Genomic DNA, 21,111 nt, shown 5'->3' with positions numbered 1-21,111 from the left:
TCCTTATTCCATCATCTTTTCGATGGGCAGCACCAGAATGGAGCTGGCACCCAGCGCCTTGAGCTGCTCCATGGTCTCCCAGAACAGGGTCTCGCTGGAGACAACGTGCAGCGCCACCTGATTGGTGTCACCGGCCAGTTGCATGATGGTGGGACGCTCGGCACCCGGCAGCAGATCGGTGATGGCGTCGAGCTTGTCTTTGGGGGCGTGCAGCATGATGTACTTGCTCTCGCGGGCCTGCTGCATCCCCTGAATACGGGGCAGCAGTTTGTCGATGAGTTTCTGCTTGGCATCGGACAAGGGGTTGGGGGCCTGTACCAGTACAGCCTTGGAGCGGTAGATCACCTCTACTTCTTTCAGGCCATTGGCTTCCAGGGTTGCACCGGTGGAGACCAGATCGCAGATGGCATCGGCCAGGCCCGCGCGGGGCGCCACTTCTACCGAGCCGCCCAGCATCACGCTCTTGAAGCCGAGACCCTTTTCGTCAAAGAAGCGCTTGAGCAGCCCGGGGTAGGAGGTGGCGATGCGCTTGCCTGCCAGACTCTCTGGCCCTGTGTAGGTCACATCTTCCGGCACCGCCAGCGAGAGGCGGCAGCCACCAAAGTCCAGCTGCTTGAGGGTTTTGACCTCGAAGGGTAGTCCCTGTGAGGCACGAATGAGCTGCACCTCTTCCAGCACGTTCTCGCCGATGATGCCAAGATCGACCACCCCTTCCATCACCAGACCCGGGATGTCGTCATCACGCACCCGCAGGATATCGATGGGCATATTCTCGACATGGGCGATAAGGCGCTGCTCGCGCAGGTTGATCTTGAGGCCACAGCTCTTGAACAGGGCTTGGGAGTCCTGGCTCAGACGACCGGACTTTTGCATGGCGATACGAAGACGTTGTGTTTCCATTGCTCGATTTCCTTCTAGTCAAAAACGAAAAAACCCTCGGAAGTGGGTGCTTCCGAGGGTTTATGAATCTTGCGGTCCTTTTGGAAGTCACCAGTAACGTGTCTTCCAGCAGTCAACCTCCTGAAAGACTAGTCGGGATGATGATGGTGGTGATGAGTCTTCAGGCTGGTGAACTGCATGTAATCAATCCTTTACAAATAAGATGTCGTTGTTGACGCCCGATTTAAACTACCTGCCTTGACGGAAAAAGCAACCGGAAAATGTAATTTGGTCGATTAAAGTTGAGAAAACGGTTTTCTGGTCGATAACTAGACAATAACCCCTTGCAGGAGTTCGTATCATGCCGAGCCAGGACCTGTTGTTCCCCATTTTGCCCCGGGCCCCCGCCACCCCCGGCAGCGAAGAGATCAAGCGGGAAGTGAATCAGATCAGCAAGAAGCATCAGCTGCGCAAGACCAGCACTGACAACAGTGACTCCCAGCAGCGCGAGCAGGCTTATAGCCAGAAAAAGCACGATCAGCAGAAGGTGGAAGAGAGTGATCACAAGCCGGATCCCGACCACCAGATCGATCTCTTCGTCTGAGCAGATTATCTGTCCCGCTTTTGCCGCACTTTTGGCATAATGGCCGCTTTGACCGCGGGACGCCCCTTTGACCATCCAGACCCTGTTCAAGCCAGATGGCCCTCTGGCCAGCCATATCGACGGTTTCAAAGCTCGCGCTCCCCAGCTGGAGATGGCCGAGGCGGTCGCCCGCGCCATCAAGAGTCATGGTCGCTTGCTGGTGGAGGCGGGGACAGGTACCGGCAAAACCTACGCCTATCTGGTGCCGGCGCTGGAGTCCGGCAAACGGATCGTGATCAGCACCGGCTCCAAAAACCTGCAGGAGCAGCTCTTCTATCGGGATCTCCCGACCATTACAGGCGCACTCTCCTATACCCCGCCGGTGGCCCTGCTCAAGGGGCGCAGCAACTATCTCTGCATCGAGCGGATGAACCGGCTCTTGAGCGAATCCCATCTGCAAAAGCCGGAAGTGCTCAATGATCTGGTCAAGGTGAAGTCCTGGTCTACTGCCACCGACAATGGCGACGTGGGGGATATTCCGGGGCTGCAGGAGAACGCCGAAATCCTGGCTCATGTCACCAGCACCAATGAAAACTGCCTCGGTCGGGATTGCCCCTATTACGACGACTGCCATCTGGTGGTGGCCCGCCGCCGCGCCATGGACGCCCAGGTGGTGGTGATCAACCATCACCTCTTCTTCGCCGATATGGCGGTCAAAGACACCGGATTTGGTGAGCTGGTACCGGAAGCTCAGGTCTATGTGTTTGATGAAGCCCATCAGCTGCCGGAGATCGCCACCAGCTACTTTGGCAAGTCGGTGGGCAGCCGTACCATTCTGGATCTGGCACAGGATATCCAGCTTGCCTATCGGGCCGAAGCTCACGATATGGCCCAGCTCGGCAAGGCGGCTGACAGGCTCGCTATTGCCAGTCAGGATCTGCGGCTCGCTTTCGGTGTGGATGGAGGTCGCGGCAATACCCGCGACATGCTGCGCCAACCGCTCTGGGGCCAGGCACTGGCTCGTCTTAACGATGCCATCGGGCTCTGCTATGAAGTGCTGAAGCTGGCGCTGGGGCGGGGTGAACAGCTGGATCACGCCTTCGAGCGGATCAGTGAGCTGCGCACCCGCCTTGGCGAGGTGCTGGCGGTCAATCAGACCGGATTCTCCTACTGGTATGACTGCTCACGGCTTCATTTCACCCTCAACCTGACGCCGCTCTCGGTAGCCGAGCGCTTTGGCTCCGAGGTGCTGCGCCCTGAGGTAGCCTGGGTCTTTACCTCTGCCACGCTGACCGTCGATCAGCGTTTCGATCACTTCAAGGCCGAGCTGGGACTGGCGGGCAGCGCCGAGCTAATCCTCGACAGTCCGTTTGATTATGGCGAGCAGGCGCGGCTCTGCGTGCCGCGTTTCCTGCCCGAGCCCAACGCCTTCGGCCGCGGTGAGCAGTTGGCCAATCTGATGATCCCCCTTATCAACAAGACGCCGGGGGGCTGTTTCTTCCTCTGCACCAGCCATCAGGTGATGCGTCAGGTAGCCGAGGTGCTGCGTCGGGAGATTGGCCGTACCGTGCTGCTGCAGGGGGAGGACAACAAGCAGCGGCTGCTCAAGGAGTTTGTCGAGAATGGCCGCGCCGTGTTGGTGGCGACCAGCAGCTTCTGGGAGGGGATCGACGTGCGAGGCGCTGCGCTCTCCTGTGTTATCATCGACAAGCTTCCCTTCGCGAGCCCCGATGACCCTCAGCTCAAGGCACGGGTGGAGGATTGCAAGTTAAAGGGCGGCGATCCCTTTGCCGAACTTCAGCTGCCCAAGGCGGTGATTGCGCTCAAGCAGGGGGTGGGGCGGCTTATTCGTGATCGCAGTGATCACGGCGTGCTGGTTATCTGTGATCCGCGTATGGTCAACAAACCCTACGGCGCCACCTTCATCAAGAGTTTGCCCGCCATTCCGCGAACCCGCGAGCTGGCGACGCTGGGCAATTTTTTTGACCGCAGTTGAATATACCCGCCTGACATGGGGCCTATTGCGGCCGTTCAGGCGGGGAATTTTCGCTAACAAACGATTTGAACAACGGGCGAGCATCTCTCGCTTGCTCGTTATGTAATTGACTGATTTTATAGAGATTGGAAAGCATGAACGAGTTGAAGATCCTGGCCGTTGATACCGCCACCGAAGCCTGCTCCGCCGCCTTGCTGGTGGGTGACAAGGTATTCTCCCGTTGGGAGGAGGCGCCACGGGATCATACCCGCAAGATCCTGCCGATGGTTCAGGCTCTGTTGGATGAAGCGGGGATAACCTTGGACAAGCTCGATGCCATCGCTTTTGGCCGTGGCCCGGGCTCCTTTACCGGCGTGCGGATCGGTATCGGCGTCGCACAAGGGCTGGCATTTGGTGCTGGCGTGCCGCTGATAGGCATCTCCACTCTGGCGGCCATGGCGCAAGGGGCTCATCGGCTGGAAGGGGCCGAGCGGTCGCTGACCGCCATCGATGCGCGCATGGACGAGGTCTATTTCGGTCACTACGAGCTGATCGATGGTCGTATCCAGCTGGTGGGTGAAGAGGTGGTGAGTGGCCCGGCCGCGCTGGTGGAAGCCCGTGGCAAGCACTCTGGCTGCTTTACCTGTGTCGGCACCGGTTTTGAGACCTATGGTGAGACCCTCAAGGTCCTTGCCGACGAACTGGTGGTCAGCCAGGTGCGTTTCCCGGCCGCAGAAGACATGTTGCCGCTGGCCCGCACCGCCTGGCTGGCGGGTGAAGCGGTAGCGGTCGAGCAGGCGACCCCGGTATATTTGCGTGACAAGGTGACCTGGAAAAAGCTGCCGGGTCGCGAATAAGGGCAAAGGCGCCATGGCTTTCATGTCGCCTCTGCCACCGAGACTCGCCCTGTCATGGGTTGTGTCGTGGCCTTGGGGCTGTTCGGCGAGAGGAGAGTGACATGTTGAAACGTGCGATGGTGATTGGGGTGACAGCCCTGCTGCTCGGGGCCTGCAGTACGGTGCCCAAGGAGCTGGTCTATCAACCGGAGAACCAGCTGGTGGCCTATCAGCCGGCCCTCGGTGGTATGGAGGGCAAGCCGGCCCGCTGGAGCGGCATCATTTCCGCGGTGCACAACAAGGCGGATCAGAGTGTCATCGAGGTGGTCTATCTGCCGCTGCAGGCTAACGGCGTGCCGGAGCAGACCGAGCAGAGCCCCGGCCGTTTTCTGGCCATCATGAAGGGTTTTGTCGACCCGACCCTCTATGCCAAGGGGCGCAGCCTGACGGTGCTCGGCACCATCGGCAAACCGGTGGACAGCCAGATTGGCGAGCACAACTATCGCTTCTCGGTGCTCAATGTAACGGGTAGCAAGTTGTGGCCGCCGGTCAAGGAGGTGGAGGTTCGCTATGTGGATCCCTACTTCTACGACCCCTTTTACGATCCCTTCTGGCCAAGACGGCCACTCCATCGCTAGGAGCAGGCATTGAGTACCCCGATGCAAGAGCGTTTCGTCACCCTGGCGGATGGCCGCAGGGTGGCCTTGCTCGAGAACCGGCAAGCGGCTCCCGAGTTGCCACAAAAGCCCCTGTTGATAGCCCTGCATGGCTGGCTCGACAATGGTGCCAGCTTTCTGCCTCTTGCCCCGTATCTCGATGATTTTCATCTGGTGTGTGTCGATCTGCCGGGGCATGGTCACTCCGATCACAAAACCACGCCCTATGTCTTTGTCGACTGGCTCGACGATCTCTACCAGATCACTCAGGCCGCAGGCTGGCCCCGTTTCATCCTGCTGGGCCACTCCCTTGGCGCCCTCATCGCTTCTGCCTATGCCGGCGTGTTCCCCGAACAGATAGAGCGGCTCATTCTGCTGGAGGGGCTCGGGCCGCTGACGCAACCTGACGAGGCGGTTCCCGCCCAGATAAGACGGTCGATCCTCAATCGCAGCCGCACCCGCGAGCGAAGCGCGGCTGGCTTTGCCTCCATCGATGAAGCGGTCGCGGCGCGCTGCAAGGTGGCGGATATCACGCCTGAGGCGGCGCGCCTGATCTGCGAGCGACAACTCGAGAAGCGGGCTGGGCGCTGGCAGTGGCGCAGTGATCCTCGCTTGCGAGATCTCTCGCCGCTCAGAATGAGCGAGGGACAGGCGCAGGCGCTGATCCGCGCCATTTGTTGCCCGGTGCTCTTTATCCGCGGTGAACAGGGATTTGCCGAGCTGGAGGCACAGTGGCAGTTGCGACAGGGGGCCTTCAGGCAGATAGAGCAGGTGATTTTGCCGGGAAATCACCATTTTCATATGCAAAATGGCGCAGCAACCGCCGTTTGTATCGTAAATTTTTGTCAAGTTCGGTAGAATCACCGGCTTTCTATAATTCCAGGTTTGTCATCCCCCTCACATTTTTCCGTTGTTAATTTGCTGTTAATTGATGTTGCGCTGTGTAAATATGGGCGGCATTAGAGTACGTGCTTAAAACAGTTGATTGAAATCGATGTGAACAGGGACGGAGGCAACAGAGTGAGCGCACAGGTGCTAGTTATGCAGGAGAAGTTCGTGGAAAAAGTTTGGCTCAAGCGTTATCCACAAGGGGTCCCCGCCGAGATCAATCCGGAGCAGTTCAGCTCGCTGGTCGAGATGTTTGAATCCTCAGTGAGCCAGTTCGCCGACCAGCCCGCTTTCGTCAACATGGGGCAGACCATCACCTACCGCCGACTGGAAGAGCAGTCCCGCGCCTTTGCTGCCTACCTGCAAAACGAGCTGAAGCTGGAGAAGGGTGATCGGGTCGCGGTGATGATGCCGAACCTGCTGCAATACCCCATCGCCGTGTTTGGCATCCTGCGTGCCGGCATGATAGTGGTCAACGTCAACCCGCTTTATACCCCGCGCGAGCTGGAGCACCAGCTCAAGGACTCCGGTGCCAAGGCCATCGTTATCGTCTCCAACTTCGCCCATACCTTGGAAAAAGTGGTCTACGACACCCCGGTCAAGCACGTCATCCTGACCCGCATGGGTGACAACCTGGGTCTGGCCAAGGGCACCCTGGTCAACTTCGTGGTGAAATACGTCAAGAAGCTGGTACCCAAATACAACCTGCCGCACGCTACCACCATGCGCCAGGCGCTGGCCAAAGGGCGTTATCAGCAGTACATCAAACCGGAGATTGCCTGCGAAGATCTCGCCTTCCTGCAGTACACCGGCGGTACTACCGGTCTCTCCAAGGGGGCCATGCTGACTCACCGCAACATGATTGCCAACGTCGAGCAGTGCCTCGGCGTCTATGGCCCCATGCTGGAGCGGGGCAAGGAGTTTGTGGTTACCGCCTTGCCGCTCTACCACGTCTTCGCGCTGACTGTGAACTGCCTGCTCTTTATGCGCCTTGGCGGTTACAACCTGCTCATCAGCAACCCGCGCGATATCCCGGGTTTTGTCAAAGAGATCAAGAAATACCCCTTCACCTGCATCACCGGCGTCAACACCCTGTTCAACGCCCTGGTCAACAATGCCGAGTTCCAGAGCATCGCTTTTGACAAGCTCAAGCTCACCATCGGTGGCGGCATGGCGGTGCAACGGGCTGTGGCGGAGCAGTGGAAGAAACTGACCGGCACCCCGCTGCTGGAAGGTTACGGCCTGACCGAGTGCTCGCCGCTGGTGAGCGTCTGCCCCTACGATCTGAGCGATTACAACGGTTCTATCGGCCTGCCGGTCTGCTCCACCGATATCCGTCTGGTGGATGACAACGGTCAGGTGATCCATGAATTCGGTACCCCGGGCGAAATGCAGGTACGTGGCCCGCAGGTGATGGTCGGCTACTGGCAGCGCCCCGAGGCCACTGCCGAAGTGATGCAGGATGGCTGGCTCTGTACCGGTGATATCGCCGTGTGCGACGAGCAGGGCTTCTTCAAGATCGTCGATCGCAAGAAGGACATGATCCTGGTCTCCGGCTTCAACGTCTATCCAAACGAGATCGAAGATGTGGTGGCGCTCCATCCGAAAGTGCTGGAAGTAGCCGCAGTCGGCGTGCCGCACAAGGTCTCCGGCGAGCTGGTGAAGATCTTTGTGGTCAAGAAAGATCCAAAGCTGCAGGAGGACGAGATTATTGCCCACTGCCGCAAACATCTGACTGCCTATAAGGTGCCGAAACTGGTAGAATTTCGTGACGAACTTCCCAAGACCAATGTGGGCAAGATCCTGCGCCGCGTACTGCGTGACGAGGAGATTGCCAAGCAGTAAGGCGTTGCACCGGGCTTTCTGGTGTGTCGCAGTGATGCAAAACCGTGGGTCATCCCACGGTTTTTTCTTTTTGGCCCTGATCAACCGCGCAGGCACAGATGCAATATCAACTTATCACTCAGCAAGCCGAACTTGAGCAGTATCTCGCTTCTCTGGCCGACGTTCCCCTGGCTATCGATACTGAATTCGTTCGCACCCGCACCTATTATCCCCAGCTTGGCCTGTTTCAGATCTATGACGGCCAGCAACTGGCGCTGCTTGACCCGCTTACTCTCGATCTGGCTCCGCTCTGGCAGCGGCTTGGCCGGGCAGGGCAGATCGCCATTTTGCACGCCTCCGGTGAAGATCTGGAGCTGATCCAGCATCAGGCCGGCCATCTGCCCAATCAGATGCACGATACCCAGCTGGCCGCCGCATTCCTCGGCCACGGCGTATCGGTCGGTTTCGGCGCGCTGGTCAAGGAGTTCCTCGGCGTGGAGCTGGAGAAGGATCAGGCCCGTACCGACTGGCTGGCTCGCCCGCTGACCCCGCGCCAGCTTGAATATGCCGCGGCTGACGTCTTCTACCTGATGCCGCTCTACGAGAAGGTGATGGCCAAATTGCGTGAAAGCGGCAAGTTTGCCTGGTTCGAGCAGGAGTGCCACAGCCACTCCGCCCGCAAGACCCAGGGCAGCGATCCCCGTCAGGCCTATCTCGATATCGTCAACGCCTGGCAACTGGGGCGCCGCGAACTGGCCATCCTGCGTGAACTGGCCGCCTGGCGCCAGCAGGAGGCGGTACGCCGCGATCTGGCTCTGAACTTTGTGGTCAAAGAGCTGCACCTGTTCAAGGTCGCGGAGCGCCGTGCCGCTTCCCTGCGCGATCTCAACGAGCTCGGTCTCTCGCCCATCGAAATCAAGATCCACGGCAAGCGGATGCTCGATATCGTTGCCAAGGCGCAGCAGAGCGATCCCGACAGCTGGCCCGAGCCCATTCGCCGGCTGGTGGACTATCCCCAGTACAAGGGCGAGCTCAAGCGGATCAAGGCGCTGGTGGAGGAGAAGGCCAAGGCGAGCAACATTCCGCCCGAGCTGATTGCCAGCAAGAAGATCATCCACCAGTACTTCACCTGGAGCTGGCGGATGGGAGATACGGAGCGTGCCCGTGCCGACAAACCCATGCTGCTGCAAGGGTGGCGCCATGAGCTGGTCGGTCACCTTTTGGAACAATAAGCGCACTGATTGTTGCACCTATGAATCAATCCTCACCCTCGGGTGGGGATTTTTTATCGGGCGACATTCAGAGAGAGGCAATGACGTGGCTGCCGATCTGGCCAAGCGATCAATTTGGCTGGTGCTAGCGGGAATAGAGGAAGAGTGAAAAAGGCAGCGGAACACCGCTGCCTTTTTTGATCACCAGATAGGCTGGGTCAGGTAGGGGTTGCTCGCCTTCTCGCGGCCGAAGGTGGAGCTGGGGCCGTGGCCCGGGATAAAGACGATCTCGTCACCCAGCGGCAGCAGGGTCTCGGTGATCGACTTGATAAGCGTCCCGTGATCGCCACGGGGGAAGTCGGTGCGGCCGATGCTGCCGGCAAACAACACGTCGCCCACCCAGGCGAGCCGTTCGGCTTGGGAGAGCAGCACGATATGGCCCGGGGTGTGGCCGGGGCAGAAGTAGACATCCAGCTCGCACTGGCCAAGCTGCACCTTGTCACCCTGCTCAAGCCAGCGATCCGGCGTGAAGGTTGGGGTATGGGCGAAGCCGAACATCTGGCTCTGCTGGGGCAGCATGTCGAGCCAGAAGGTGTCCTCCTTGTGGGGGCCGGTGATGGCGACGCCGGTTTTTTCCCGAAGCTCGGCGGCAGCGCCCACATGATCCAGATGACCGTGGGTCAGCAGGATGTGGGTCAGGGTGAGGCCGCGCTTGGCGATGGCGGCCAGCAGTTTGTCTGCTTCGCCGCCCGGATCGATCAAGGCCGCCTGATGGGTCTCGTCACACCAGATGAGGGAGCAGTTCTGGGCGAACTGGGTGACCGGGATCACCTCGAATTTCAACATAGAGTTCCTCTCTTGGGATGGGTCAGCCGCGCAGCGCGCTGGCATGCTGCTCGGCGAAATAGTCGAGGCAGGCCTGTTTGTCACCGCGAAACACGATGCGCTCCTGCTTGTTGCCAAGCTGGTAGAGATACATGGGGTCGTAGTAGCGGGTCAGCAGCAACGTGATCCAGGCCAGATGCAGCGCGGTATCGCCGCTCTTCTCCTGCTCGGTGAGGGCGGTCTGCATCAGGGCATCCAGCTCGCGGTGGGCCTGATCGCCGAGACGGCGCTTGAGGCGGGCCAGCGCATCGGTGAGGTAGGCAGCAAACAGTGGCCATCCCTCTTCTTGGCCATACATGGCTTGATAGCGCAGCCAGAGATCGTGCACGTAATCTTCGCGGATCTGCTCTGCCCGATCGATTTGCGGAACATCCACCACCACCAGCGGTGCCTGACTCATGGCCTCATGGAGGGAGAGGGGCAGGCAGCAGCGGCCAATCAGGCGGCTCTCGTCCTCGACCACGAAGGTCTGCTCGCCGCGATGGCGGCGCTTGAGCAGTTCGATGGCGAGGTTGTTTTCAAAGTTGATGTTGCTGGGTTGGCCGCCGGGCAGTTGACCGAAGGAGGAGCCCCTGTGATGGGCATGCCCCTCCAGATCCACCGCCTGGGTCACCTGATCGAGCATGTGGGTCTTGCCGGAGCCGGTCATGCCGGTCAGCACGCTCCAGTGACACTCGGCAGAGGCCTTGTCCTGGGTGTCGATCAGGAAACGGCGCAGCTCCTTGTAGCCACCGGCGACGCGGGGGCGAGTCCCCCCCGCTTCAGCCAGCCACTGTTGTACGGTTTGCGAGCGCAGGCCGCCGCGAAAGCAGTAGAGCACGGCATCGGGCTGCTGGCGCAACTGCGCCAGCCAGCCTTCGAGTCGCTCGGCACGTACTGCTCCCCCCACCAGCTTGTGTCCAAGCTCAATGGCGGCGGCCTGACCCTGCTTCTTGAAGCAGGTCCCCACCTGCGCGCGCTCATCGTCTGTCATCAAGGGCAGATTGGTCGAGCAGGGGAAGGCCCCCTCCTTGAACTCGATGGGGGCGCGCACATCAATCAACGGCACATCGTCCAAAAAGAGTTGGGCGTAGTCCGTGGCCAGTGGCAATTCACTCATTGGACAATCTCGATAAAGCGGGAGCCCTCAAGGGGCTTGATCTGGCCGATGGGGGAGAGCGCAAGGCCAGCTTCGCGCGCGATGGCGAGCAGCTCGGCTTCGCTCTCTTTCCCCACGGCGACCAGCAGGCCGCCACTGGTTTGCGGGTCGCACATGATGTTGCGGGTGCGATCGTCCATGGCATCGAGTTTGTGGCCGTAGGAGTCGTGGTTGCGCAGGGTCCCGCCCGGGACGCAGCCCTCGGCGAGGTAGTAATCCACCTCGTCCAGCAGCGGCAGCGCCTTGAAGTCGAGGCGGGCGCTGACATTGGATCCCTCGCACATCTCCAGCAGATGGCCCGCCAGACCAAAACCGGTGACGTCGGTCATGGCGTGGACACCCGGCAGCTCGGCAAAGCGCTGGCCAATCTTGTTGAGAGTGCACATGGCGTTGGGGGCTAGTTGCTCGTGTTCAGGCTTCAGCTTGCCCTTTTTCTGGGCGGTGGTGAGGATACCGATACCGAGGGGCTTGGTCAGATAGAGGGTGTCACCCACCTTGGCAGTGTCGTTCTGCTTGATGGCATCCAGAGGCACGATACCGGTGACCGCGAGGCCGAAGATTGGCTCGGGGGCATCGATACTGTGACCACCGGCCAGCGAAATGCCCGCTTCGTGGCACACCTGACGGCCGCCGTCGATCACCTGCTGGGCCACTTCCGGCGCCAGGGTATTGATGGGCCAGCCGAGGATGGCGATGGCAACGATGGGCTTGCCACCCATGGCGTAGATATCGCTGATGGCATTGGTGGCGGCAATGCGGCCAAAGGTGAAGGGGTCATCGACGATGGGCATGAAGAAGTCGGTGGTGGAGACAATGCCCTGACCGTTGCCGATATCGACCACGGCCGCGTCATCCTTGCTGCTGTTGCCAACGATCAGGGTCGGGTCGTTGAAGCCCGGGATCTGGCTCTTGAGAATGGTGTCGAGCACCTTGGGAGAGATTTTGCAGCCACAGCCAGCGCCGTGGCTGTATTGGGTCAGACGAATGGAAGACATACTTACCCCTTGTTTGTGCACCGTGTGCAGAGGCTCTGCGGGAGCCATCTTGGTCAATGCGCGGCCATCTACCGTCATGTAAAGAGCCGCAAAAATAGGTGGCCTTTGCTGCTTCTGGAAGCAGTGATGTCAGGCAGTCACGCAGGGCTGCCGGGTAGGACGGGGAAGAAGAGGCGACAGATGCGCCAACACAGCCCCGCCAAGGGCCACAGGACAGGGCATTATGCCACAAATGCCCCCTCCGGTTCGAACAGGAATTAACACAAAGCGAAGGGGATTGGCGGGTGGAGGGTTAGGGAGGAGGGCTCTGGCATGAGCCGCTCAGTTATCGGCAGGGGGTGAGCTCTCGTGGATTTGCCCCGCAGAGGTTGGCTTGACCTCTGCGGGGCTATCAGTTGGCGAAAACGGGTTAGCCGGCTTGCTCCAGCACCGGCTGGCGAGCCTTGCCCCAGCGGCGCAGGCGCCGTTGCAGTGGCCGCTCCAGCAGGTTGTAGCTCAGCGCCGAGAGCCCGATCAGCACCGCCAGCATCAGCAAGGTTGCTACCACCCCCAGCAGCGGGTTGGTCTGGCCATACCACCATTCGGTGATCCCCGGCGCCAGATAGTGGATAAGCTCGCAACCGGTGAGCAGCACCAGCGCGTGGAGCAGGTAGATGGAGTAGGAGAGATCCCCCAGCCAGTTGGTGAAGCGGTTATCCAGGAGGCGTAGCAGCGGGCTTTGGCGATCGCCTTGGCAGGCGGCAATCCAGATCAGCAGCACGTAGGAGCCGATCAGCAGCAGTGTCAGTGGTGGCGTCATGGTGAACTGCATCAGCGCGAAGGGCAGCACAAAGGCGACCAGCAGCGGCAGATCTCGCTTCATCATGGGCAAGCCTTGCGCGGCCTTGACCCTCGGCAGCAGCCAGAGGCCAAGCACAAATTCACTCACCCCGCGCCCCACCGCCAGCGCGCCGCTGGTGACATCCAGGGTGCCGCGACTGTGCACGATAAAGGCCAGCACCGTCAGCGCCAGCAGGGGGGCGAGATGGCTCCAGCGACTGCGGGTGACCGCCAGCGGAATAAGCAGCGGGAACAGCAGGTAGCTTATCCACTCCACGCTGAGGGACCAGGCGGCGAAGTTCCAGGTCAACCCGTGATCGGTTACCACCTGTAGCAGCAGAAAGGCGCTCGGCAACGCCTCGGCCGGGGTGAAGGGGGAGCCGAAGGGGGGCATCCCTTCCCACTCCCACATCTTGAACAAGGGGCCGGCGTAGAAACCCACCCCGTGCTGCGCCTTGTAAAGTTCCCAGCCGACCAGCAACAGCAGGGTTACCAGGTAGAGGGGGTAGACGCGGGTCAGCCGCAGCCAGAGAAAACGGCCATAGCTCACGGTGCGGGGTGTGCGGGTGAAGGCCTCGCCATAGACATGGGCCAGCACCACGCCGCTCAAAATAAAGAACAGATCGACCCAGAGGTAGCCATTCTCGATGAGTTGGGTGTGGCCTGCGATCGACTCCATCCACTGGGGAAAGAGCAGCAAGCGAGCATGGAACAGCACCACCATCAGGGCAGCGATGCCCCGCAGCGGCGTTAACAGCGGCAATGATTGATTCATAACGGGATCCCTTGTGATGTTCAGCTTGGCCTGACATCGATTTTTGTTGTTGTACCGTCCATCAATCCTGATGGGACGGTTGCCCCGGCTTGGCTGCCGCAGGCGGGATCACATTACGGGAGAGAGAGTCATTCGAGTGTGATTTAAATCATAAATGTGCAGTTATTGTGCAAAAAAATTTAAACAGATAAAGACGTGGGACGCAGGCAGGGAAATAGGAGGAGAGAGAACATCAATAAAGCAGAGAGGGTGGTCAACGGGGCGAGGGTCAGGTCTATAGGCGTAAAGCAAAACAATCAGGCCCGCAAGGGGCCTGATTGATCACAAGGGGAGGGTGGTTGCCGATCAGCGGGCGCGTACCACCAGACCCTTGAGGTAGAAGCCTTCTGGATAGGCGGTACCGATGGGGTGATCGGAGGCCTGGGAGAGCAGCTCCAGGATCTGGGCATCGCGACCGGCATCGAGCGCCGCATCGGCAACGATCTTCTGGAACAGGCTCTGCTCCATCAGGCCGGAGCAGGAGTAGGTCAAGAGCACGCCACCCGGCGCCAGCAGCTGGAACGCCAGCATGTTGATGTCCTTGTAGCCACGGCAGGCACCCAGCAGCTGAGCCTTGCTCTCGGCGAACTTGGGCGGATCCAGCACGATGACGTCGAACTTCTCGCCCTTCTCGCGATATTCACGCAGCAGCTTGAACACGTCGTGACGGACAAACTGGGTGTTGCTGGTATCCAGCCCGTTCAGCTCGGCGTTCTGGCGGGCGATATCCAGCGCATTCTGGGATAGATCGACGTTGACCACTTCCTTGGCGCCACCCTTGAGGGCATAAACGCCAAAACCGCCGGTGTAGCAGAAGCAGTTGAGCACCCGCTTGCCTTCGGTGTACTTGGCGGCAGCCTGACGGTTGTCCCGCTGATCCAGATAGAAACCGGTTTTGTGACCGTTGCGAATGTCTACCAGGATCTTGACGCCGCCATTCTCCTCGATGACCACCGGCTCGTTCGGGGTCTCGCCATAGATGACGCCGGTGCGCTCTTTCAGCCCTTCCTTCTTGCGCACCGCCACGTCGGAGCGCTCATAGATGCTGCACTCGGGGTAGAGGGTACGCAGTGCTTGCGTTATCAGCTCACGCTGGAACTCGGCACCGGCAGAGAGAATTTGGCACACCAGAAAATCGGCGTAACGATCGATGGTCAGACCCGGCAGACCGTCGGATTCGGCAGCGCAGAGGCGATAACCGGTGAGGCCCTGACGCTTGATGAGCCCGTCACGGGACTCTTGCGCATATTTGAGACGACGGATGAAGAAGTCGAGATCGACGGTCTCATCCTTGTCGAAGGTCCAGACCCGGGCACGGATCTGGGAGCTGCCCGACCAGGCGCCACGAGCGAGCCATTTGCCGTCATGGGTGAGGATCTCGACGGTATCGCCGTCAATGGGGTTGCCCTGAACCCGCTCGATCCCCTTGGAGAAGATCCAGGGGTGGCGACGCAGCAGGGATTTTTCGCGGCCTTTGACGAGATAGATGGAAGCGCTCATGGATGTTTGCCAGATGGTCAAAAGAAAAGGGGCCACATTCTATGTGGCCCGCAGGTAAAACTCAAACGGCCCGGTGCATCAGCGTACCCGAACCGGATGTGACTGACAGATCAGATCCGGATCCCCTTGAGTGCCCGGGTCAGCTCGCTGGCGGTGGCTTTCAGCCCCTGCGTGCCAGCCACCGAGGCGCTGGCAGACTCCTCCACCTGCGCTGCTTCATGGCGTACCTGATCCAGATTGTGGGTGATCTCGGCGGCCACCGAGCTCTGCTCTTCGCTGGAAGTGGCGATCTGGGTACTCATCTCCAGTACCGCATCGCTGTGATTGCTCAGCTTCTCGATATCGAGCCCCACCTCGCTGATGAGTTGCTGGCTGCTGGCCGCGCGCCCCACGGTTTTCTCCATGATGTCGTTCAGCGCCCCGGTGCCGGCTTGCAGCTCTTCGATCATCTTCTGGATTTCGACCGTTGCCTGCTGGGTGCGGCTGGCGAGGGTACGCACTTCGTCCGCCACCACCGCAAAGCCGCGGCCCTGCTCACCGGCGCGGGCCGCTTCGATGGCGGCGTTGAGGGCCAAGAGGTTGGTCTGCTGGGAGATGGCGTTGATGACGCTTACCACCTCGTTGATGCGGTTGGCATTGTGAGTCAGGCGCTCGACTGCACCGGAGGCATTGCCAATCTCGTCGGCCAGAGTGCGGATCGCCTCTATGGTACGGGCCACCCGGTTGGCGCCATTGGCCGCCTCTTCGCTCGATTGACGGGTCTGCTGCAGGGTGTCGTTGGCATTGCGCGCCACTTCGCGAATGGCGGCTGACATCTGTTCCATGGCGGTGGCCAGCGAATCCATGTGCTGGCGCTGGGCGCGCGCCATGTTTTCGCCTTCACTGGCGTGGTCGCGAAACTCGTCGGCGGCCATGGTCAGCGCCTCGGCAGACTCTTCGACCAGCTTGACGATCTGGTGCTGGCGGTCAGTAAAGCGGTCGATGCTGCCCGCCAGGGTAGAGAACTCGTCGCGTACCGGGAAGAAGTTGAGGCGGAAGGTGAGATCGCCGTCGGCCACGGTTTGCAGCGCCTTGTTGGTGGAGTACAGGGCGCCGGAGACAAAGGTCATCATGTAGTGGATCACCAGTGCCATCAGGGCCGCCAGTGCGCCAATCATGGTGAGAGTGGTGCCCTGATCATCCCACATGGAGGAGGTACTGGTGTCGAGCTCGCCGGTCACATAGCCAGCCTGACCCGCTGGTGCGGTGAAGCGGTAGCGATCGCCCTCTTGTTCGAGTCCGCTCACCCCTTGTGGTTGGATGCGCAGATCGGCTGGCAGAGTGAGCGTTGGCTGCTGGCTGACCAGTTGTGCCGTGCTCTCGACCCGCTGCTGCAACTGCTCAACCTTGAGTTTTATCTCCTGCTCGTGGCTGTTTGCCAGCAGATACCAGCTGAGAAAGGCGATGATCAGCAGGGGAAGCCAGAAGGCGATGTGGAATTTTTCACTGATGGTGAGGTGAATGAGATAGCGGTCAACCCACCGGAATTTAACTTCTTTCATAATGGAGCTGCATCCTGCAGAGATAGAGTGTCGGGCACATTATCGTCTCGGGAATTTTTTTCTTAAGCAGAAGGTGTGAGAAATGGGAGAGCAATCGTTTGTCATTCGGGTGTGGGGGCAGGTGCAAGGGGTCGGATTTCGCTACTTCACCCGTGAGCGTGCCTTGCAGCTGGGGCTGCGCGGCCATGCCTACAACCTGGAGGATGGCTCGGTGGAGATCCTCATCAGCGGGCCGACGCAGGGGGTACAGATGATGCTGGGCTGGCTGGAACATGGCCCGCGCACCGCCCGGGTGACCCGGATGGAGTATGAAGAGGCGCTGCCGCCAAGCGGCCAGGGCTTTCATACCAACTGATCTGCCGGGGACATCATGGTTGCCGATACGCGTGATCCCTTGCTGGCGCAGGCCCGGGTGCTGGTTGCCAGCTACCGCCATGCCGCCCGCGCGGTGCGCCGTGAAGCGAGCGAGACCCATGTCCATGGTTACCGCATCGCTGCGCGCCGCATGCAGGCGCTGCTCGCATTGTGGCGACCCGCCCTTTGTCATTCAAAACTGGAACGACGGTTGCAGCGAGCCATTGGCCGACTCTCGGCCCTGCGCGATGCACAGGTTTACGCCGCGCGCTTTGGCGCGTCATCCACAATCGTCTTGCCCAAGGTGACGGTTCCCCTTTTTTCGGGCCTGCTTGCCCGCTGGCTGGATGCATTGGAGCAAACTCCCGATACCTCAGGGCTGGCTCGTCACTACCGGCGCCACCTTGCGCGCCGCCTCGATGGGGCATTGAGCCGACTTGATGAGCACCCGGCTGGCGACGCCTCCCATCGCCAGCAGCTGCGCCGCTGGCATCATCTGCGCCTTGAGATAAAACAGGCGCGCTACGGCGCCGAGTTACTGCTGGAGCTGGGGGCGGGGGAGGCGCAGTGGGTCAGCGCCTTTAGTCATTGGCAGGAGCGGCTCGGGCAGTTGCAGGATTGGCGGCAGTGGCGGCGCGCCCTGAAAGGGAACAAACGGCAGCGCAGGGTGAGGTGCAAACTCAAGCGCAAGATAGTGGCGCGATTGCGCCGCCTCGATTGTCAGCAGGCGGAACTGGTAGGACTCAAGGTGGCGATGCTGGATAGCCCGCTCTAACCATCCTGCTGGATGCTCAATCGCAGAGTTGCAGAAACTAAGAGAGTGCAGAGACAAAAAAAGAGGCCCGCAGGCCTCTTTTGTATGGGGTCGATACGCTTACTTGACGCGCATGCCCGGCTGGGCGCCTTCCTGCGGCTCCAGGATCCAGAGATCCTTGCCGCCCGGGCCTGCGGCCAGCACCATGCCTTCGGACATGCCGAAACGCATTTTGCGCGGCGCCAGGTTGGCCACCATCACGGTCAGCTTGCCTTCCAGATCTTCCGGGTTATAGGCGGACTTGATACCGGCAAACACCTGACGGGTTTCGCCGCCGATATCCAGTTGCAGCTTGAGCAGCTTCTCGGCTTCCGGTACCGCTTCGGCCTTCTTGATCAGCGCTACGCGCAGGTCAATCTTAGCAAAGTCGTCATAGGTGATGGTTTCACTGATGGGGTCATCAGCCAGCGGGCCGGTCACTTTCGGTGCCTGCTCCTTGGCCAGGTCTTCCTTGGATGCCTCGATCATGGCTTCAATCTTCGCAGGCTCGATGCGGGAGAAGAGGGCCTTGAACGGTGCAACGGTGTGATCGACCAGCGGCATCTCGATGCCATCCCAGCTGAGGGTTTCGGCCAGGAAGGCTTCGGCACGTTCGGCCAGCAGCGGCATGACGGGCTTCAAGTAGGCCATCAGTACGCGGAACAGGTTGATACCGACGGAGCAAACCGCTTGCAGCTCGGCATCTGCCCCTTCCTGCTTGGCTATGACCCAGGGAGCCTTGTCGTCCACATAGCGGTTGGCCTTGTCGGCCAGCGCCATGATTTCGCGGATGGCACGGCTGAACTCGCGGCTCTCATAAGCCTCGGCAATAGCGGTACGGGCGTTGGCAAACTCGGCGTAGAGCTCGGGTTCGGCGCAGGTTGCCGCCAGCTTGCCGCCAAAACGCTTGGCAATAAAGCCGGCGTTGCGGGAGGCGAGGTTGACCAGCTTGTTGACCACGTCAGCGTTGACCCGCTGCACGAAATCTTCGAGGTTCAGGTCCAGATCGTCGATGCGGCTGTTGAGCTTGGCGGCGTAGTAGTAACGCAGGCACTCCGGATCCAGGTGGTTCAGGTAGGTGGATGCCTTGATAAAGGTGCCCTTGGACTTGGACATCTTGGCGCCGTTGACGGTCACATAACCGTGCACGTTGACCTTGGTCGGCTTGCGGAAGTTGGCACCTTCCAGCATGGACGGCCAGAACAGGCAGTGGAAGTAGGCGATGTCCTTGCCGATGAAGTGGTAGAGCTCGGCGTCGGAGTCCGCTTTCCAGTAGCTGTCAAAGTCGATGTCGCCACGCTTGTTGCACAGGTTCTTGAAGGAAGCCATGTAACCTATGGGCGCATCCAGCCAGACGTAGAAGTACTTGCCCGGGGCGCCGGGAATTTCGAAACCGAAGTAGGGGGCGTCACGGGTGATGTCCCACTGCTGCAGGCCGCTTTCGAACCACTCCTGCATCTTGTTGGCCATCTCTTCCTGAATGGCGCCGGAGCCACGTACCCACTCTGCCAGCCATTTTTCAAACTGCGGCAGGTCGAAGAAGAAGTGCTCGGAGTCCTTCATCACCGGAGTGGCACCGGAGACGGCAGATTTCGGATCGATAAGCTCGGTCGGGCTGTAGGTGGCGCCGCAGCTGTCACAGTTGTCGCCATACTGCTCCGGAGACTTGCACTTGGGGCAGGTACCCTTGACGAAACGGTCCGGCAGGAACATCGATTTTTCCGGATCGAACAGCTGGGAGATGGTGCGGCTCTTGATAAAACCACCATTTTTCAGGCGGCCGTAGATCAACTCCGCCAGCTCGCGGTTTTCGTCGCTGTGGGTGGAGTGATAGTTGTCAAAGCTGATGTTGAACCCGGCGAAATCGGCCTGGTGCTCCTTGGAGACCGCGGCGATCATCTCTTCCGGGGTGATCCCCATCTGCTGTGCCTTGAGCATGATCGGGGTGCCGTGGGCATCATCGGCACAGATGAAGTGCACCTGATGACCGCGCATTCGCTGATAACGAACCCAGATATCGGCCTGGATATGTTCCAGCATGTGGCCAAGGTGAATGGAGCCATTGGCATAGGGGAGGGCGCAGGTTACCAGCATTTTACGAGGATCAGTTGCCATATTACGTTCTTGATGTGCTTGTTGGGATGATAGAGTGCCGTGCATGTTACCCGAATTGGGGGTAGCCTGCCTAGGGTTGTAGCTGTGCCGGGCTTGGCCGGATACACCATCTGTACCGCAGGCAAGCCACTGATTTGTGTGCGGTAACCGTTCACCTCAAGATAATGACAACATAATGAGGAGTTAATGGTGATTGATTCAGTAAAACAGATCCTCGCCGAATTTAAGCCGGCAGGCTGGAGCAAGGATCTGGTCGGTGCCGGATTTGTGCGCGACGTCATCAGCAAGGATCAAAGTCTCTCTGTCCGCCTGGTGCTGCCCTTTGCCGCGCTGTCGCTGCTCGATACCCTCAAGGAGGAGTTCGACGCCAGATTGCGCGCTGCCACCGGCGCCTCCCGTATCGATTGGGCATTGGAGATCGATGTGGCGAGCATGCCGCGGGCGCAGGGGCTCAACGCAGTGCAGGGGATCCGCAACATCATCGTGGTTGCTTCCGGCAAGGGCGGTGTGGGTAAGTCCACCACCGCGGTCAACCTGGCGCTGGCCCTGAAAAAGGAGGGGGCGCGGGTTGCCATCCTCGATGCCGATATTTATGGCCCCTCCATCCCTACCATGATGGGCACCCTCAAGGAGCGCCCGGTCAGTCATGACGGTAAGCTGATGGAGCCGGTGATGGCCTGCGGTCTCAAGAGCAACAGCATCGGCTATCTGGTCTCCGAGCAGGATGCCACCATCTGGCGCGGCCCGATGGCGAGCAAGGCATTGGCGCAGATCCTCCACGAGACCCGCTGGGGCGAGGTGGATTATCTGGTGGTCGACATGCCGCCGGGCACCGGTGATATCCAGCTCACCATGGCCCAGCAGGTGCCCACCTCGGCGGCGGTGATCGTCACCACCCCGCAGGATGTGGCGCTGGCCGATGCCCGCAAGGGGATCGCCATGTTTCACAAGGTCAATGTGCCGGTGCTCGGCATCATCGAGAACATGAGCTACCACGTCTGCAGCGCCTGTGGCCACCATGAGCCGCTGTTCGGTACCGGTGGCGGCCAGAAGATGGCAGAGCAGTATCAAGTGGCGCTGCTTGGTCAGCTGCCGCTGCACATCGACATCCGCCAGCACATGGATGATGGCTGCCCGACCGTCTTCAGTTCGCCGGAAGGAAGCCTGGCTCAGGCCTATTTGAAGCTGGCGCGCAGGGTGGGAGCCGAACTCTTTTTCAGCGCAAAACCGATTGCGACCCCGCTTTATACTGTCGCGCTGGATGAATAATCAGCTGTCGGTCACCTGATGGGGATTTGAGGGTGG

General features: G+C 60.1%; 18 protein-coding genes and 1 other annotated feature. Of the genes, 10 read left to right on the top strand and 8 right to left on the bottom strand.

The annotated features are described in order from the left end of the window. Window positions 1–3: 3 nt before the first annotated feature. A complete protein-coding gene (gene hisG / locus BS300_RS01245) occupies window positions 4–900 on the bottom strand; it encodes an ATP phosphoribosyltransferase (RefSeq protein WP_071910208.1) in 897 nt (298 codons plus the stop codon). Window positions 901–928: 28 nt separating this feature from the next. Then, window positions 929–1,053, bottom strand: a sequence feature (His leader region). Window positions 1,054–1,240: 187 nt separating this feature from the next. Between hisG and BS300_RS01240 the strand changes: the two genes are divergently transcribed. From BS300_RS01240 to rnd, 7 genes are all read left to right on the top strand, one after another. Further along, on the top strand, window positions 1,241–1,483 hold the full coding sequence (locus BS300_RS01240; RefSeq protein ID WP_041207701.1) for a hypothetical protein: 243 nt from the start codon (window positions 1,241–1,243) through the stop codon (window positions 1,481–1,483). Between the two features lie 67 nt (window positions 1,484–1,550). Next, entirely contained in the window at window positions 1,551–3,458 is a 1,908-nt protein-coding gene (locus tag BS300_RS01235; RefSeq protein WP_041207702.1) for an ATP-dependent DNA helicase, read from the top strand. Window positions 3,459–3,592: 134 nt separating this feature from the next. Beyond that, entirely contained in the window at window positions 3,593–4,294 is a 702-nt protein-coding gene (tsaB, locus tag BS300_RS01230) for a tRNA (adenosine(37)-N6)-threonylcarbamoyltransferase complex dimerization subunit type 1 TsaB (protein ID WP_071910206.1), read from the top strand. Window positions 4,295–4,395: 101 nt separating this feature from the next. Next, the gene (locus BS300_RS01225) at window positions 4,396–4,911 is read left to right on the top strand and encodes a Slp family lipoprotein (RefSeq protein ID WP_071910204.1); all 516 of its coding nucleotides are present in this window, start codon (window positions 4,396–4,398) and stop codon (window positions 4,909–4,911) included. A gap of 9 nt (window positions 4,912–4,920) precedes the next feature. Continuing rightward, complete coding sequence (locus tag BS300_RS01220) at window positions 4,921–5,787, top strand: alpha/beta hydrolase (RefSeq protein WP_071910202.1); 867 nt, start codon at window positions 4,921–4,923, stop codon at window positions 5,785–5,787. Window positions 5,788–5,985: 198 nt separating this feature from the next. Then, window positions 5,986–7,662 carry a long-chain-fatty-acid--CoA ligase FadD gene (fadD, locus tag BS300_RS01215; protein ID WP_108570586.1) on the top strand — a complete coding sequence of 559 codons (1,677 nt, stop codon included), beginning with the start codon at window positions 5,986–5,988 and terminating at the stop codon, window positions 7,660–7,662. A gap of 98 nt (window positions 7,663–7,760) precedes the next feature. Then, complete coding sequence (rnd, locus tag BS300_RS01210) at window positions 7,761–8,873, top strand: ribonuclease D (RefSeq protein ID WP_071910200.1); 1,113 nt, start codon at window positions 7,761–7,763, stop codon at window positions 8,871–8,873. A gap of 180 nt (window positions 8,874–9,053) precedes the next feature. On the opposite strand, the gene BS300_RS01205 is transcribed toward rnd, so the two are convergent. From BS300_RS01205 to BS300_RS01180, 6 genes are all read right to left on the bottom strand, one after another. Then, window positions 9,054–9,698 (bottom strand): MBL fold metallo-hydrolase, encoded by a 645-nt coding sequence (locus tag BS300_RS01205; RefSeq protein WP_071910198.1) that lies wholly within the window; start codon window positions 9,696–9,698, stop codon window positions 9,054–9,056. Window positions 9,699–9,720: 22 nt separating this feature from the next. Beyond that, on the bottom strand, window positions 9,721–10,836 hold the full coding sequence (mnmH, locus tag BS300_RS01200; protein WP_071910196.1) for a tRNA 2-selenouridine(34) synthase MnmH: 1,116 nt from the start codon (window positions 10,834–10,836) through the stop codon (window positions 9,721–9,723). After that, window positions 10,833–11,870, bottom strand: coding sequence for a selenide, water dikinase SelD (selD, locus tag BS300_RS01195; protein WP_043850834.1), 1,038 nt, complete (start codon window positions 11,868–11,870; stop codon window positions 10,833–10,835). Before selD ends, mnmH begins: the two co-directional genes overlap by 4 nt. A gap of 409 nt (window positions 11,871–12,279) precedes the next feature. After that, window positions 12,280–13,464 carry an acyltransferase gene (locus tag BS300_RS01190; RefSeq protein WP_071910193.1) on the bottom strand — a complete coding sequence of 395 codons (1,185 nt, stop codon included), beginning with the start codon at window positions 13,462–13,464 and terminating at the stop codon, window positions 12,280–12,282. A 345-nt stretch (window positions 13,465–13,809) separates the two neighbouring features. After that, a complete protein-coding gene (locus BS300_RS01185) occupies window positions 13,810–15,003 on the bottom strand; it encodes a class I SAM-dependent methyltransferase (protein ID WP_025201720.1) in 1,194 nt (397 codons plus the stop codon). 110 nt (window positions 15,004–15,113) lie between these two features. Further along, the gene (locus BS300_RS01180; protein ID WP_041207712.1) at window positions 15,114–16,544 is read right to left on the bottom strand and encodes a methyl-accepting chemotaxis protein; all 1,431 of its coding nucleotides are present in this window, start codon (window positions 16,542–16,544) and stop codon (window positions 15,114–15,116) included. A gap of 82 nt (window positions 16,545–16,626) precedes the next feature. Between BS300_RS01180 and BS300_RS01175 the strand changes: the two genes are divergently transcribed. Together BS300_RS01175 and BS300_RS01170 are read left to right on the top strand one after the other, a co-directional pair. Then, window positions 16,627–16,899, top strand: a complete 273-nt coding sequence (locus BS300_RS01175) for an acylphosphatase (RefSeq protein ID WP_033113652.1) — start codon at window positions 16,627–16,629, stop codon at window positions 16,897–16,899. Window positions 16,900–16,914: 15 nt separating this feature from the next. Then, entirely contained in the window at window positions 16,915–17,673 is a 759-nt protein-coding gene (locus tag BS300_RS01170) for a CHAD domain-containing protein (protein ID WP_071910191.1), read from the top strand. Window positions 17,674–17,772: 99 nt separating this feature from the next. Here the strand turns inward: BS300_RS01170 and metG are convergent, their stop codons facing one another. After that, window positions 17,773–19,806, bottom strand: coding sequence for a methionine--tRNA ligase (gene metG, locus BS300_RS01165; RefSeq protein WP_071910189.1), 2,034 nt, complete (start codon window positions 19,804–19,806; stop codon window positions 17,773–17,775). Between the two features lie 186 nt (window positions 19,807–19,992). Between metG and apbC the strand changes: the two genes are divergently transcribed. Further along, window positions 19,993–21,075: an iron-sulfur cluster carrier protein ApbC gene (gene apbC / locus BS300_RS01160; protein WP_071910187.1), complete on the top strand. Its 1,083-nt coding sequence runs from the start codon at window positions 19,993–19,995 to the stop codon at window positions 21,073–21,075. Window positions 21,076–21,111 lie beyond the last annotated feature (36 nt).

Source organism: Aeromonas sp. SCS5 (assembly GCF_001887375.1).
In the GTDB taxonomy this organism is placed as follows: domain Bacteria; phylum Pseudomonadota; class Gammaproteobacteria; order Enterobacterales; family Aeromonadaceae; genus Aeromonas; species Aeromonas jandaei.
Note: the sequence above shows the minus strand (reverse complement) of the source record. Positions and strands in the feature narration are given on the sequence as shown.

Bases quoted from the DNA above. Each gene is read 5' to 3' on its own strand.
- hisG (WP_071910208.1), bottom strand. From the start codon at position 900: ATGGAAACACAACGTCTTCGTATCGCCATGCAAAAGTCCGGTCGTCTG.
- BS300_RS01240 (WP_041207701.1), top strand. From the start codon at position 1,241: ATGCCGAGCCAGGACCTGTTGTTCCCCATTTTGCCCCGGGCCCCCGCC.
- tsaB (WP_071910206.1), top strand. From the start codon at position 3,593: ATGAACGAGTTGAAGATCCTGGCCGTTGATACCGCCACCGAAGCCTGC.
- BS300_RS01225 (WP_071910204.1), top strand. From the start codon at position 4,396: ATGTTGAAACGTGCGATGGTGATTGGGGTGACAGCCCTGCTGCTCGGG.
- rnd (WP_071910200.1), top strand. From the start codon at position 7,761: ATGCAATATCAACTTATCACTCAGCAAGCCGAACTTGAGCAGTATCTC.
- BS300_RS01205 (WP_071910198.1), bottom strand. From the start codon at position 9,698: ATGTTGAAATTCGAGGTGATCCCGGTCACCCAGTTCGCCCAGAACTGC.
- mnmH (WP_071910196.1), bottom strand. From the start codon at position 10,836: ATGAGTGAATTGCCACTGGCCACGGACTACGCCCAACTCTTTTTGGAC.
- selD (WP_043850834.1), bottom strand. From the start codon at position 11,870: ATGTCTTCCATTCGTCTGACCCAATACAGCCACGGCGCTGGCTGTGGC.
- BS300_RS01190 (WP_071910193.1), bottom strand. From the start codon at position 13,464: ATGAATCAATCATTGCCGCTGTTAACGCCGCTGCGGGGCATCGCTGCC.
- BS300_RS01185 (WP_025201720.1), bottom strand. From the start codon at position 15,003: ATGAGCGCTTCCATCTATCTCGTCAAAGGCCGCGAAAAATCCCTGCTG.
- BS300_RS01180 (WP_041207712.1), bottom strand. From the start codon at position 16,544: ATGAAAGAAGTTAAATTCCGGTGGGTTGACCGCTATCTCATTCACCTC.
- BS300_RS01175 (WP_033113652.1), top strand. From the start codon at position 16,627: ATGGGAGAGCAATCGTTTGTCATTCGGGTGTGGGGGCAGGTGCAAGGG.
- BS300_RS01170 (WP_071910191.1), top strand. From the start codon at position 16,915: ATGGTTGCCGATACGCGTGATCCCTTGCTGGCGCAGGCCCGGGTGCTG.
- metG (WP_071910189.1), bottom strand. From the start codon at position 19,806: ATGGCAACTGATCCTCGTAAAATGCTGGTAACCTGCGCCCTCCCCTAT.
- apbC (WP_071910187.1), top strand. From the start codon at position 19,993: ATGGTGATTGATTCAGTAAAACAGATCCTCGCCGAATTTAAGCCGGCA.